The organism is Methylobacterium organophilum, from assembly GCF_022533465.1.
GTDB lineage: Bacteria > Pseudomonadota > Alphaproteobacteria > Rhizobiales > Beijerinckiaceae > Methylobacterium > Methylobacterium organophilum.
Map to the genome: position 1 here is coordinate 4,254,831 of NZ_CP092848.1, position 12,432 is coordinate 4,267,262.

The window sequence follows — 12,432 nt, forward strand, 5'->3', positions numbered from 1 at the left end:
CCGGGGATCGTAAGGCAGCGTCGGATCCGTTCCATGCGTCTCGTGGTCCTCGGTTCGGCAGCGGGCGGCGGCATTCCCCAGTGGAACTGCCGCTGCTCCATCTGCGCCCTGGCCTGGGCGGGCGACCCCCGCGTCAAGCCGCGCACGCAGTCGAGCATCGCCGTCTCCCCCGATGGGGACCGCTGGCTCCTCGTGAACGCCTCGCCGGACATCCGGCAACAGATCCAGGCCGTGCCGGAGATGCATCCGCGCCAGGGCCTGCGCCACTCCCCCATCCACGCGGTGCTGCTCACCAACGGCGACGTCGACCACGTCGCGGGCCTGCTCACCCTGCGCGAGGGCCAGCCCTTCACCCTCTACGGCACGGCGGGCATCCTCGGCTCGATCAACGAGAACCGCGTCTTCGACGTGATGGCCGCCGACAAGGTGACCCGGCAGCCGATCGCGCTGAACGACGGCTTCGAGCCCGTGCCCGGCCTCCGGGTCACCCTGTTCGCCGTGCCCGGCAAGGTGCCGCTCTGGCTGGAGGATGCCTCGATGCAGATCGGCGCCGAGACCGAGACCACGGTCGGCGCGATGATCGAGGCGGGGGGCAAGCGCCTCGCCTATATCCCCGGCTGCGCCCGCGTCACCGAGGACCTGAAGGCCCGCATCGAGGGCGTCGACGCCCTGCTCTTCGACGGCACGGTGCTGGAGGACGACGACATGATCCGCGCCGGGGTCGGCACCAAGACCGGCTGGCGCATGGGCCATCTCCCGATGAACGGCGAGACCGGCTCCATCGCCGCGCTGGCGCAGACGACGATCGGCCGCCGCATCTTCGTGCACATCAACAACACCAACCCGGTGCTGATCGAGGATTCGCCCGAGCGCGCGAGCGTGGAGGCGCGGGGCTGGATCGTCGGCCATGACGGCCTGACCCTCGCGCTCTGAGGCGCCGCCAAAGCGCACAGGGGGCTTCCGCGCGGGGCGGGCGGCCTGGAATTTTAGTGCCGGAACCAATATCTCTTGCGCGATACAATCGCGCGGTGGCCATGCTGTCCTTCGGGGCGGCCGGGGCCCATGTTAAAAAAAGCTCCAGGAAACGCGAACCAAGTCGGGAAAGCCGAAGACCATGACTGCCCAGTTCCCTACCCCGGTCCCGGACGCCGACGAGCGCCTCCTGAGCCATGACGAGCTGGAGGCGGCGCTCCGCGACATCGGCGCGCGCCGCTACCACAACCTGCACCCGTTCCACCGGCTGCTGCACGACGGCAAGCTGAACAAGGATCAGGTCCGGGCCTGGGCGCTCAACCGCTACTATTACCAGGCGATGATCCCGGTGAAGGACGCCGCGGTGCTCGCGCGCATGCAGGATGCCGCGCTGCGCCGGATCTGGCGCCAGCGCATCGTCGACCATGACGGCGATCACGAAGGCGACGGCGGCATCGAGCGCTGGCTGAAGCTCGCCGAGGGCGTCGGCTTCGACCGCGATTACGTGCTCTCCACCAAGGGCCTCCTCTCGGCCACCCGCTTCTCGGTGGACGCCTATGTCCACTTCGTCTCCGAGCGCAGCCTGCTCGAGGCCATCGCCTCCTCGCTGACCGAGATGTTCTCGCCGACCATCATCTCCGAGCGCGTCGCCGGGATGCTGAAGAACTACGACTTCATCACCAAGGAGACGCTGGCCTATTTCGACAAGCGCCTGACCCAGGCGCCGCGGGACGCCGATTTCGCCCTCGACTACGTCAAGCAGCACGCCACCACCCCGGCCTTGCAGCGCGCCGCGATGGCCGCGCTCACCTTCAAGTGCAACGTGCTCTGGACGCAGCTCGACGCGCTCTACTTCGCCTACGTGTCCCCCGGCATGATCCCGCCGGATGCCTGGCAGCCGGGCGAGGGGCTGGTGCGCGAGGCCGCCGCCGCCACGGCGCCCGCATCCGCCACCGGCGCCTTCGCCTCGGGCGACGTGCCGCGCCTGCCCCGCGGCGTGCGCCTGCGCTTCGACGACGTCCGGGGCAAGCACGTCCTGCTCGCGCCCGAGCGCACCTTCGACCTCGACGACAACGCCGTCGCCGTCCTCAAGCTCGTGGATGGCAGCCGCAGCGTCGGCGACATCGCCGGCGAACTCGCCGAGATCTATGCCGCCGACCGGGCGGTGATCGAGGCCGATATCAGCGTGATGCTGGCCGACCTCGCAGCCAAAAGGGTTCTGGAGCGATGAATGCACCGACGCCCGCCCCCTCCCCCGCCGAAGTGATCCCGGCGCCCGTCGGCCTGCTCGCCGAGCTGACGCATCGCTGCCCGCTTCGCTGCCCCTATTGCTCGAACCCGCTGGAGCTCGACCGCCGTTCGGCCGAGCTCGACACGGAGACCTGGCTGCGGGTCTTCACCGAGGCGGCCAAGCTCGGGGTGCTCCACGTCCATCTCTCGGGGGGCGAGCCGACCGCGCGCAACGACATCGTCGCCATCACCGCGAAATGCGCGGAGCTCGGACTCTACTCGAACCTGATCACCTCCGGCGTCGGCGGCGCGCTGCAGAAGCTCGACGCCCTCTACGATGCGGGCCTCGACCATGTGCAGCTCTCGGTCCAGGGCGTCGACGCGCAGAACGCGGAAAAGATCGGCGGGCTGAAGAACGCGCAGCCGCAGAAGATGCAGTTCGCCGCCCGGGTCACCGAGCTCGGCCTGCCGCTGACCCTCAATTCGGTGATCCACCGCGGCAACATCCACGAGGTGCCGGGCTTCATCGACCTCGCGGTCAAGCTCGGGGCCAAGCGGCTGGAGGTGGCCCATACCCAGTATTACGGCTGGGCCTACGTGAACCGCGCGGCGCTGATGCCGGACAAGGCCCAGGTCGACGAGTCGATCCGCATCGTCGAGGCGGCCCGCGAGCGGCTGAAGGGCCAGCTCGTCATCGACCTCGTGGTGCCGGATTACTACGCCAAGTACCCCAAGGCCTGCGCCGGTGGCTGGGGCCGCAAGCTCATGAACGTGACGCCGCAGGGCAAGGTGCTGCCCTGCCACGCCGCCGAGACCATCCCCGGCCTCGAATTCTGGTATGTGCAGGACCATGCCCTCGGCGACATCTGGACGCGCTCGCCGGCCTTCAACGCCTATCGCGGCACCGCCTGGATGAAGGAGCCCTGCCGCTCCTGCGACCGGCGCGAGAAGGATTGGGGCGGCTGCCGCTGCCAGGCCCTGGCCCTGGCGGGGGACGCGGCGGCCACCGACCCGGCCTGCTCGCTCTCGCCGCTGCATTCGAAAATGCGTGATCTCGCCCGGGAAGAGGCTGCCGAGAACCCGCCCGACTATATATACCGCACCATCGGATCCAACGTGCAGGATCCGTTGAAAGAAAAGGCCCCTCTGTGAAACGCCCCCTGCTCACCGCCGGCCTGCTCCTGGCCGGCATCGGGCTGGCGCAGGCTGCGCCGGCCGACGAGAAAGCCCCCGCCCCGCAGGCCGCCGCGACCTCGGCGACGCCCAACGCCGCGGACCTGCTCTTCGAGCAGCCGCAGATGAAGAACGCGGCGCCGGGCAGCACCATCACCTACACCTATCTGCGCCGCTCCGGCATCGCCAAGGGTCCCTACGGCCCGCCGATCAACGACGAGATCAAGTTCAAGATCGACCCGGCCAAGGATGCCGGCAGCCGGAACATCGAGGTGCAGATGTTCTCCGGCGCCAACCGCGTGCCCGCCGGCCCCTTCGAGGACATGCCCGGCAACCCGATCCTGCCGCTGTTCCTGGAGAACCACCTCAAGGGCCTCGCCGGCCTGCTCGATGCCAATCCGCGCTACATCAAGAACGCGATCCGCAAGGGTCTGCGCGAGAAGGCGACGGTGACCCCGACCCAGGTCACCTACAAGGGCCGTCAGGTCGATGGCTGGCGCGTCGAGATGCAGCCCTTCGTCGGCGACGCCCAGACCGAGCGCATGCGCGGCTTCGACGCCCTCACCTACACCTTCGTCACCGCCCCCGAGGTGCCCGGCGAGATCGTCTCGATCGAGGCGCGGGCCAAGAAGCCGGATGGGGGCGAGCTCCTCGAGGAGAGGCTGGATTATGCGCAGAAGGATTCTTGAGGCCGGCCTCCTCGCCGGTCTCGCCGCCGCCGCGCTGGCCCTGCCGGCGCGGGCGGACGAGAACGACTACCCGACCGATGCGCGGGTCGATTACGTGTTCGGCTGCATGGCCGCCAACGGGCAGACCCGCGAGGCGATGGAGAAATGCTCCTGCTCGCTCGACGCCCTCGCCGCGATCCTTCCTTACGACAAATACGTCCAGGCGAGCACGATCCTCTCGATGCGCCAGGGCATCGGCCAGCGCACCAATGCCTTCAAGTCGACCAAGATGTTCGACGACAAGGTCGCCGACCTCCGCCGCGCCCAGGCCGAGGCCGAGATCCGCTGCTACCGCGGCGCGTCCTGACCAAGGGCTCCCGGTGCACTGCGCGATTGGGAATAATATCTTGACATTCTGGGTCTGATGTCTTAGGTGTCGTCCCGCTCGCCGCCGGCGGCGGGGCCTTTGTCAGGGTCCCGGCGACACGGCACAGGGAAGCCTTCCGGAGGATCGGCCGGGGGGGCTTTCGGGGGCGGCGAGGCGGTTCCCGCGTCGTGGGTGGCGATCGACCCACGCCCCGGGCGTCGTGCACGCTGGAGGCGGCCGGAGCGGCGGGTTCATCCCGCAAGCCGGCTCGCGCCTTACAAGGGACCTGATCTGCCCGCCCCCACTACGAGGGCCGGGTCGCCGCGGCGGTTCCGCGCGCCGAGCCCGGGAGGGCAGGACACCTCCCGTGCCGAGAGACAGGGGCGTGCCAGGGCGAGCAAAAAACCGCGACGCAAAATCGGTTCGAGGCGGCGTCTGCCTCCCCGAGCCGCGGGACGCCGGGGAAACCGGATCCACGCGCATGACAGAGTACAAGGGTTTCCGCGGCGTCCCGCGTCCCCTGTCGTCAAGCACGAGCGCCCCGGCGGGTTTCCGCGCGGGGCCGGTGGCGCAGCCCGATCGGAGCGGGGACCCCTGCCCCGGCGGCGCGGCCCCGGCACGGGGCTTGCCCCTGGAAACAGGACTGGCTTTCGCGCCCGTTCTGAGGGATCACGCGGAGTCGTTTGTCTCGCGTGAGCCCCGCCCGAGCACCGCCCCGAGGCCATCGTGTCGCGTCCCGAATCGTCTTCGAACCGCCTGTCCGGATTGCTGCCCGCCTTGGGCCGCAAGACCCTGGTGATGGGCATCCTCAACGTCACGCCCGATTCCTTCTCCGATGGCGGCCTGTTCGACGCGGCGCCGGCCGCCCTCGCCCAGGCCGAGGCCCTGGTGGCGGAGGGGGCCGATCTCGTCGATATCGGCGGGGAATCGACCCGGCCCGGCCATGTCCCGGTCCCGGCGGAGGAGGAGCAGGCCCGGGTCCTGCCCGTGATCGCGGCGCTCGCCGGCCGCCTCTCCGTCCCGATCTCCATCGACACCTACAAGGCCTCGACCGCCGCGCTGGCGCTGAAGGCGGGCGCGGCCATCGTCAACGACGTCTGGGGCCTGCAGCGCGAGCCCGACATCGCCCGGGTCGCCGCCGCCCACGGCGCGCCGGTGATGATCATGCACAACCGCGAGACCATCGACGGCACCCTCGACATCGTCGCCGACATGCTGCGCTTCTTCGAGCGCTCGCTCACCATCGCCCGGCAGGCCGGCATCCCGGATGCCGACATCGTGCTCGATCCCGGCATCGGCTTCGGCAAGAGCTGGGCGCAGCATCTGGAGGCCCTGCGGCGCCTGCCCGAGCTCCGGGCCCTCGGCTTCCCCCTCCTCGTCGGCGTCTCCCGCAAGAGCCTGCTCGGGCGCCTGCATAATGCGGAGACCGCGCCGAAGGACCGGCTGATCGGCTCGCTCTCGGCCCATGTGCTCGCCGCGACGCTCGGCGCCGACATCGTGCGCGTCCACGACGTGCGCCAGCACGTGGAGGCCCTGCGGGTGGCGGATGCGGTGATGCGCCCGGAGACCCGCCCGTGAGCGACCGCATCCTCGTCCACCGCATCGCGGTCTTCGCCTATCACGGCCTGCTGGAGGAGGAGGCGCGGATCGGCCAGCGCTTCTACCTCTCCCTGGAGGGGCGCCTCGACCTGTCGCAGGCCGGGCGCAGCGACGCCATGGCGCACAGCGTCAGCTATGCCGACCTGACCGAGATCGCCGTGCGGATCGCCACCACCCGCCGCTTCGCCCTGATCGAGGCCCTGGCCGAGGCGGTCGCGGCGGAGATCCTCGACCGCTTCCCCCGGATCGACGAGATCCGGGTCCGGGTCGACAAGCCGGCCGCGCCGGTGCCGGCGGTGATCGACGGGGTCAGCGTCGAGGTCCGGCGCCTTCGGGAGACACGGGGATGAGCCGCGCCTATCTCGGCCTCGGCAGCAATATCGGCGACAAGGCCGCGCTGATCGCGGCCGCCGTGGACAAGCTTGCCGCCGCCCCCGGCATCCGGGTCGTGGCCCGCTCCGGCGATTACCGCACCCCGCCCTGGGGCGAGACCGATCAGGACTGGTTCCTCAACGCGGCCCTCGGCATCGACACCGACCTGACGCCTCACGACCTGCTCGAGACCTGCCTGCGCATCGAGGCGGCCCTCGGCCGGGTGCGCGAGCGGCGCTGGGGGCCGCGGCTGATCGATATCGACGTGCTGTATTTCGAGGGCGCGGAGGTCTCGGACGAGCGCCTCGTCCTGCCGCACCGCTATGTGCGCGAGCGCGCCTTCGTGCTGGTGCCGCTCGCCGAGATCGCCCCCGACCTGGTGATCGGCGGCGAGAGCGTGACGCAGGCCCTGGACAAGCTCGACCGCACCGGGATCGAGCGGGCCGAATAGGGGCGGCTTCCCGCCCCTATTTCGGGCCGTCCTCGAGGAGCTTGTTCTCCTCCTGGTCGAGGAGGGGCACGTCGTAATCGCGCAGGACCTTCTCGATATCCGCCCGGCGCTTGCGCAGGACGGTGTTGAGGCTGCGCTTCCACTCGTTCTCCTCGTGGCGCACGCCCATGGAGACGCGGAAGGCGAGCGGCGGCCGGTCGGGCTCGTGCAGGAGGGGCACCACCTCCATCGCGGTTCCGCTCTGCCGGGCGAGCCAGCCCGCGGCGGGCCCCCACAGGATCGCGGCGTCGAGCTTCTTGGCGGCGAGGTCGGCGATCACCTCCGCGGCCACCGTCTGGAATGTGCGGTCCGCCCCGAAGGCGTAGGGCGCGTAGGCATGGGTGTTCCCGGTCAGTCCGAGCGCGCCCAGCCGGTCCGTCGGCGGGGTGCCGCCGATGATGCCGATCTGCTTGCCCTTGAGCTTGGGATCGTCGAGCCGGTCGACGCCGGACAGGTCGCCCTTCCGGGAGACCAGCACATAGGCCGAGCGGTAATAGGGATTGGTCGGCTGGACGATCTCGCCGCCGGAGGTGCCAATGATGACGTCGCACAGGCCGCTGCCCAGGGTGTTGCGGACGAAGCCCGGCCCCTGCGTCAGCCAGTAATAGCGCACCTTCACCTTGAGCTCGTCGGCGACGATCTCGGCGATCTTGTTCTCGAAGCCATCCCCCTTGCGCTCGGAGAAGGGCATGTTGCCGGGATCGCTACAGACACGGAGGACATCCGTGGTGACGAGATCCGGCAGATTCTGCGCGAGCGCCTCGCGCGCCCCTGCCGAGATCAGCAGGAGCGCGGTGAGGGCCGCGGCGAAGGGGCTCTGGCGCGACATCAGCCGCCCAGGCACTCCTTCTCGGTCTTCTTGGCGGCTTCCGGCTTGTCTTCCTTGTCGCTCGGTCGGACGCGGCCCATGGCGCCGGCGGCGCGGGCTTTCAGGTAGACGTAGAGGTCGTCCGCGTAGCACATGACGTTCTTGTTGTCGCCGAAGGCGGGCATCACCTTCTGCTCGGCGGCGTTCACGTCCTGCTTGCCGCCGGCGAGGATGCCGATGAACTCCTCGTAGGAGAGGTGCTTCAGCGAATCCTTGAGGGCCGGGGCATAGGTCGAGCCCATGCCGTCCGGGCCGTGGCAGACGTGGCACTCGGCGTGATAGCGGCGGTAGCCGGAATAGGCATACCAGTCGACCTTCTTGCCCTCGTTGGTGACGTGGAAGGTCGGGTGGCCGTCCTTGTCGAAGTACTTGCCGTCGTCGACCTTGACCGCGGCATCCTGCTTCAGGAGCTTCTCGTCCGGCTCGGCGCTCTTGTCATTGGGGTTCAGCGAGTTGGCGAGGGCCGCATCGGGCTTCGCATCCTCGGCCTGCACGGCGACAGAGGAGACCGTCCCGAGCGCCAGGGCGGCGACGAAAACCTGGAGCGCGGACTTCTTCATATTGAACAACGACGTCTCTCCCCGAGAGGTTGATGTTGATATTGCGCCGCAACAAGGTGCGGCGGGGTTCCCTCTAATAAGCGGGACATAATCATAAAGATGCCGGCGCGGAAACCCGCGCCGGCACCATTTGGTCGATGGCTGCTATGCGACTTAGTTGTTCGGCAGCGAGAAGACGGTCAGCTGGCCGCCGAGGTTGGTGTAGCTCGACAGGGCCGCGTAGCCGCCCACCGCGCCGAGGCCGGCATTCGGGTCGGTCAGGCCGGCCGCGAGGCCGATGCCCGCCCAGCCGCCGACACCCGACAGGACGGCGATGTGCTGCTTGCCCTTGTGCTCGTAGGTCATCACGTTGCCGATGATGCCCGACGGGGTCTTGAACTTGTAGAGTTCCTTGCCCGTCTTCGAGTCGACGGCCTTCAGGTAGCCCTCGAGGGTACCGTAGAAGACCACGTCGCCCGCCGTCGCCAGCGCGCCGCCCCAGGCGGAGAACTGCTCGGGGTTCGACCACTTGATCTTCCCGTTCACGCCGTCCCAGGCGATGAAGTTGCCCATGCCGCCATGGCTGTTCGGCGCGGGGTACATCGACAGAGTGGCGCCGACATAGGGCTGGCCCGGGGTGTAGCTCACCCGGAAGGGCTCGTAGTCCATGCAGACGTGGTTCGTCGGCACGTAGAACAGCTGCGTCTTCGGCGAGTAGGCCGCAGGCTGCTGGTCCTTGGAGCCGAGCGCCGCCGGGCAGATGCCCTTCGAGTTCACGTCTTCGCCGTTCTGCTCGGTCGAGTACTTCGACACGACCAGCGGGCGGCCGTAGGTCTTGGAGCCCTTGTCCATGTCGACCTTGGTGGCCCAGTTCACCGCCGGGTCGTACTTCTCGGCGACGAGCAGCTCGCCGGTGGCGCGATCGAGGGTGTAGCCGAAGCCGTTGCGGTCGAAGTGGGTCAGGAGCGGACGCTCCTTGCCGTCGATCTTCTGATCCGTGAGGATCATCTCGTTGATGCCGTCGTAATCCCACTCGTCGTGGGGGGTCATCTGGTAGACCCACTTGGCCAAGCCCGTATCCGGGTTACGCGCCCAGATGGTCATCGACCACTTGTTGTCGCCCGGACGCTGCTTGGGGTTCCAGGTCGAGGGGTTGCCCGAGCCGTAGTAGAACAGGTCGAGCTTCGGATCGTAGGAGAACCAGCCCCAGGTGCAACCGCCGCCGGTCTTCCACTGATCGCCTTCCCAGGTCTTCAGCGAAGAGTCCTTGCCGATCGGCTTGCCGAGGGCAGTGGTCTTCTCGGGGTCGACGAGGAGCTGGTCGTCCGGGCCCTCGGAGTAGCCGCGCCACACCTTCTTGCCGGACTTCAGGTCGTAGGCGGTGACGTGGCACTGCACGCCGAACTCGCCGCCGGAGATGCCGACGATGACCTTGTCCTTCACCGGAAGCACGGTGGCGGTGTTGGTCTCGCCCTTGGACGGGTCGCCGTTCTTGACCGACCAGTTGACCTTGCCGGTCTTGGCGTCGAGCGAGACCAGGGTGGTGTCCGCCTGGTGCAGCAGGATGGCGCCGTCGGCATAGGCCAGGCCGCGGTTGACCGTGTCGCAGCACATGACCGGGATCACGGACGGATCCTGCTTCGGCTCGTACTTCCACACGATCTTGGCGCCCTGGTCGAGATCGAGGGCGTAGACGATGTTCGGGAAGGGGGTGTGGACGTACATGATGTTGCCGACGACGAGCGGGGAGCCCTCGTGGCCGCGCAGCACGCCGGTGGAGAAGGTCCAGGCGACCTGGAGGTTCTTCACATTGCTGGCGTTGATCTGGTCGAGCTTGGAATAGCGGGTGTTGGCGTAGTCGACCGTCTGAAGCGCCTGTTCCGCCGGGTTGGCGATGGACTTCAGCACGCTTTCGTTGGCGAGGGCCGGGCCAGCAGCCGCAAGCCCCGCACCGAGTGCGAGGAGATGTACCGCTCTCATGGATTCCTCCGGCAGGTCTTTGACAGCAAGCCGCAAGTAAACTCGCGAATTGCTGCTGACCTGCTGTTTGCGACAGGGATTGAAATTCGCTTCAGAAACTCACGACACGCAGAAAGTCGCTCGTTAGGCTCTTGAGCCTCCCGTTCGTCCCCCATCGTTTCGGGTCGAGACCGCCATCCCTCGCGGCCTCCTCAGTCCGAAGCTTGAATGAACTCTAAGAAAATTTCGGGCGCCGTCAACTCGCTTCCTCAAGCTCAGGAGCCGGTTCCATCAAGTCGAAACGCGGTCAAAACGGGACGCCTCTTTGCGCTGCTTCGCACACGAAGTTATTGCATCGCACAATTACGAGATCGTGAGCAAAATTCCATTTGCCGCACCTTAGCCCCGACTCATGTTCAGGCCGCATGTCGAGCCGGATAACATCCGGTCATCCATGTCTCTGGCGCCGCCTCCGAAGGTGAGAACCCGTGCGGGGCGATCATTCCTCGAAGGAGGGGCGTGGTGCGTTGCGGCATTGCGAGGACGCGCGCTCAAAACGGCTGGATGTCCGGAGGTCGGATTCCTCGTTTCCGGAGCTTATGGGGGATGCGTTCTCTCGCCGCATAAGCCTTCCGTAGAAACTACGGAGAGCGGCGCGAGGGACGGAAATTCGGGAGAAAGCCCGCTCAGCCCGCGATGATGCCGGGGAATCGGAGGGAGAGATCGGCCCGGGTCGCCTCGGCCCAGCTCCGGGAGCGCTCGTGCCGGGGCAGGTCCAGGGACACTGTGCCGAGAAGATGGGCCGGACGCGCCGAGACGAGGAGCAGCCGGTCGGCGATCGCAATCGCTTCGTCCACGTTGTGGGTCACCATCAGCACGCTCATGCCGGCACGGGTCACCGTGTCGACGACGATCCCCCGCAGGGCGGCGGCGGCGGTGTCGTCCAGGGAGACGAAGGGCTCGTCGAGCACGAGCAGGCGCGGATCCAGGGCAAGGGCCCGGGCCAGCGCCACCCGGCGCTGCATGCCGAGGGAAAGCGCGCCGGGATAGCGGTCGCGCCAGGGCGCGAGCCCGAGGGACTCGAACAGCGCATCGAGGTCGCGTCCGCGCTCCGCCCGCGGCAGGCCGAGGCGCACGTTCTGCTCCACGCTGCGCCAGGGCAGGAGCCGCGGATCCTGGAACACCATGGCGATGCCGAGCGTGGCCGGATCCGGTGCGACGCTGCCCGCATAATCCCGGTCGAGGCCGAGCAGGATGCGCAGGGTCGTCGTCTTGCCGGCCCCCGAGGGGCCGATCAGGCAGGCGATCTCGCCGGCATGGATCGCGAAGGTCAGGTCGCGCACCGCCTCGACGGCCTGAGTGCGGGCGCGCCGGTAGACCTTCTCGGCGATCGCCACGGTCAGGAGCGGCGCATCCCGGTCCGTCCGCAGGGGAGCCACCTCAGCGCCAGCGGCGGACATGGGCATCGAGGGGCTGGAGGATCAGGGTGTCGATGGCGAGCATCACCGTCATGAAGACGAGGCTGTAGCCGATGACCGCGGTCACATCGAAGAGCTGGAAGTAATAGTTGATGGCGAAGCCGACCCCGTTCGGGCGTCCGAGCAGTTCGACCACCAGCACGATCTTCCAGGCGAGCGAGATGCCGGAGCGCGCCGCCGCGACCGCGAAGGGCTGGAGCTGCGGGACCAGCACATGGGCAATCCAGGTGCGCCGGTCGAAGCGGTAGGTCCGGGCCATCTCCTCGAGGCCCGGATCGAGGCCCCGGGCGCCCTCGCGCATGATCACCGCCACGTTCGGCAGCTTGTTGAGCGCCACCGCCACGATGGCCGCGGTCTCGGTCAGCCCGAGCCAGACATAGGCGAGCACGGTGATGACGAGGGCCGGGGTGTTCAGGACCACGAGGAGCGGCGTGTCGAGCAGCCGGTCGGCGGCCCGTGAGCGCCCGAGTGCGATGCCGAGCAGCACGCCGAGGCTCATGGCGATGACGAAGGAGACGCCGACCCGGGCGAGGGTGACTCCGACATTGAAGAGAAGCTGGCCCGTCTCGGCCTCGCGCAGCACGAAGGCGGCCACCGCCTCCGGCGAGGGCAGGGTGCGCACCTGCGCATAGACGGCCGCGCCCTGCCAGAGAGCGAGCAGCACCGCGAGAGAGGCGAGGCGGGCGAGGAGGGCCATCCGGTGCGGGGCGGCTCGGC

The 12,432-nt window shown here is 68.4% G+C and carries 13 protein-coding genes; 8 read left to right on the forward strand and 5 right to left on the reverse strand.

What is annotated here, in order from left to right:
- Positions 1-33: 33 nt before the first annotated feature.
- From pqqB to folK, 8 genes are all read left to right on the forward strand, one after another.
- Positions 34-933, forward strand: a complete 900-nt coding sequence (gene pqqB / locus MMB17_RS20085) for a pyrroloquinoline quinone biosynthesis protein PqqB (RefSeq protein ID WP_241100042.1) — start codon at positions 34-36, stop codon at positions 931-933.
- Between the two features lie 181 nt (positions 934-1,114).
- On the forward strand, positions 1,115-2,203 hold the full coding sequence (gene pqqC, locus MMB17_RS20090; RefSeq protein ID WP_241100043.1) for a pyrroloquinoline-quinone synthase PqqC: 1,089 nt from the start codon (positions 1,115-1,117) through the stop codon (positions 2,201-2,203).
- Complete coding sequence (pqqE, locus tag MMB17_RS20095) at positions 2,200-3,354, forward strand: pyrroloquinoline quinone biosynthesis protein PqqE (protein ID WP_241100044.1); 1,155 nt, start codon at positions 2,200-2,202, stop codon at positions 3,352-3,354. Before pqqC ends, pqqE begins: the two co-directional genes overlap by 4 nt.
- A complete protein-coding gene (locus MMB17_RS20100) occupies positions 3,351-4,064 on the forward strand; it encodes a hypothetical protein (RefSeq protein WP_420847288.1) in 714 nt (237 codons plus the stop codon). Before pqqE ends, MMB17_RS20100 begins: the two co-directional genes overlap by 4 nt.
- Positions 4,045-4,410 carry a hypothetical protein gene (locus MMB17_RS20105; RefSeq protein ID WP_238311262.1) on the forward strand — a complete coding sequence of 122 codons (366 nt, stop codon included), beginning with the start codon at positions 4,045-4,047 and terminating at the stop codon, positions 4,408-4,410. Before MMB17_RS20100 ends, MMB17_RS20105 begins: the two co-directional genes overlap by 20 nt.
- A 798-nt stretch (positions 4,411-5,208) precedes the next feature.
- Positions 5,209-5,988 (forward strand): dihydropteroate synthase, encoded by a 780-nt coding sequence (folP, locus tag MMB17_RS20110; RefSeq protein WP_241102248.1) that lies wholly within the window; start codon positions 5,209-5,211, stop codon positions 5,986-5,988.
- On the forward strand, positions 5,985-6,359 hold the full coding sequence (gene folB, locus MMB17_RS20115; RefSeq protein WP_238310903.1) for a dihydroneopterin aldolase: 375 nt from the start codon (positions 5,985-5,987) through the stop codon (positions 6,357-6,359). Before folP ends, folB begins: the two co-directional genes overlap by 4 nt.
- The gene (folK, locus tag MMB17_RS20120) at positions 6,356-6,832 is read left to right on the forward strand and encodes a 2-amino-4-hydroxy-6-hydroxymethyldihydropteridine diphosphokinase (RefSeq protein ID WP_238310902.1); all 477 of its coding nucleotides are present in this window, start codon (positions 6,356-6,358) and stop codon (positions 6,830-6,832) included. Before folB ends, folK begins: the two co-directional genes overlap by 4 nt.
- A 16-nt stretch (positions 6,833-6,848) precedes the next feature.
- Here folK and xoxJ read toward each other — a convergent pair whose 3' ends face one another.
- The 5 genes from xoxJ to MMB17_RS20145 form a co-directional block, all read right to left on the reverse strand.
- Complete coding sequence (xoxJ, locus tag MMB17_RS20125) at positions 6,849-7,700, reverse strand: rare earth element methanol dehydrogenase accessory protein XoxJ (protein WP_241100045.1); 852 nt, start codon at positions 7,698-7,700, stop codon at positions 6,849-6,851.
- Positions 7,700-8,299, reverse strand: a complete 600-nt coding sequence (locus tag MMB17_RS20130; RefSeq protein WP_238310926.1) for a c-type cytochrome, methanol metabolism-related — start codon at positions 8,297-8,299, stop codon at positions 7,700-7,702. Before MMB17_RS20130 ends, xoxJ begins: the two co-directional genes overlap by 1 nt.
- Positions 8,300-8,452: 153 nt before the next feature.
- Entirely contained in the window at positions 8,453-10,258 is a 1,806-nt protein-coding gene (gene xoxF1, locus MMB17_RS20135; RefSeq protein WP_241100046.1) for a lanthanide-dependent methanol dehydrogenase XoxF1, read from the reverse strand.
- A 665-nt stretch (positions 10,259-10,923) separates the two neighbouring features.
- Positions 10,924-11,697 (reverse strand): ABC transporter ATP-binding protein, encoded by a 774-nt coding sequence (locus tag MMB17_RS20140; RefSeq protein ID WP_241100047.1) that lies wholly within the window; start codon positions 11,695-11,697, stop codon positions 10,924-10,926.
- Positions 11,678-12,412 (reverse strand): ABC transporter permease, encoded by a 735-nt coding sequence (locus MMB17_RS20145; RefSeq protein ID WP_241100048.1) that lies wholly within the window; start codon positions 12,410-12,412, stop codon positions 11,678-11,680. Before MMB17_RS20145 ends, MMB17_RS20140 begins: the two co-directional genes overlap by 20 nt.
- Between the last annotated feature and the right edge of the window lie 20 nt (positions 12,413-12,432).

Bases quoted from the DNA above. Each gene is read 5' to 3' on its own strand.
- pqqB (WP_241100042.1), top strand. From the start codon at position 34: ATGCGTCTCGTGGTCCTCGGTTCGGCAGCGGGCGGCGGCATTCCCCAG.
- pqqC (WP_241100043.1), top strand. From the start codon at position 1,115: ATGACTGCCCAGTTCCCTACCCCGGTCCCGGACGCCGACGAGCGCCTC.
- pqqE (WP_241100044.1), top strand. From the start codon at position 2,200: ATGAATGCACCGACGCCCGCCCCCTCCCCCGCCGAAGTGATCCCGGCG.
- MMB17_RS20105 (WP_238311262.1), top strand. From the start codon at position 4,045: ATGCGCAGAAGGATTCTTGAGGCCGGCCTCCTCGCCGGTCTCGCCGCC.
- folP (WP_241102248.1), top strand. From the start codon at position 5,209: ATGGGCATCCTCAACGTCACGCCCGATTCCTTCTCCGATGGCGGCCTG.
- folK (WP_238310902.1), top strand. From the start codon at position 6,356: ATGAGCCGCGCCTATCTCGGCCTCGGCAGCAATATCGGCGACAAGGCC.
- xoxJ (WP_241100045.1), bottom strand. From the start codon at position 7,700: ATGTCGCGCCAGAGCCCCTTCGCCGCGGCCCTCACCGCGCTCCTGCTG.
- MMB17_RS20130 (WP_238310926.1), bottom strand. From the start codon at position 8,299: ATGAAGAAGTCCGCGCTCCAGGTTTTCGTCGCCGCCCTGGCGCTCGGG.
- xoxF1 (WP_241100046.1), bottom strand. From the start codon at position 10,258: ATGAGAGCGGTACATCTCCTCGCACTCGGTGCGGGGCTTGCGGCTGCT.
- MMB17_RS20140 (WP_241100047.1), bottom strand. From the start codon at position 11,697: ATGTCCGCCGCTGGCGCTGAGGTGGCTCCCCTGCGGACGGACCGGGAT.
- MMB17_RS20145 (WP_241100048.1), bottom strand. From the start codon at position 12,412: ATGGCCCTCCTCGCCCGCCTCGCCTCTCTCGCGGTGCTGCTCGCTCTC.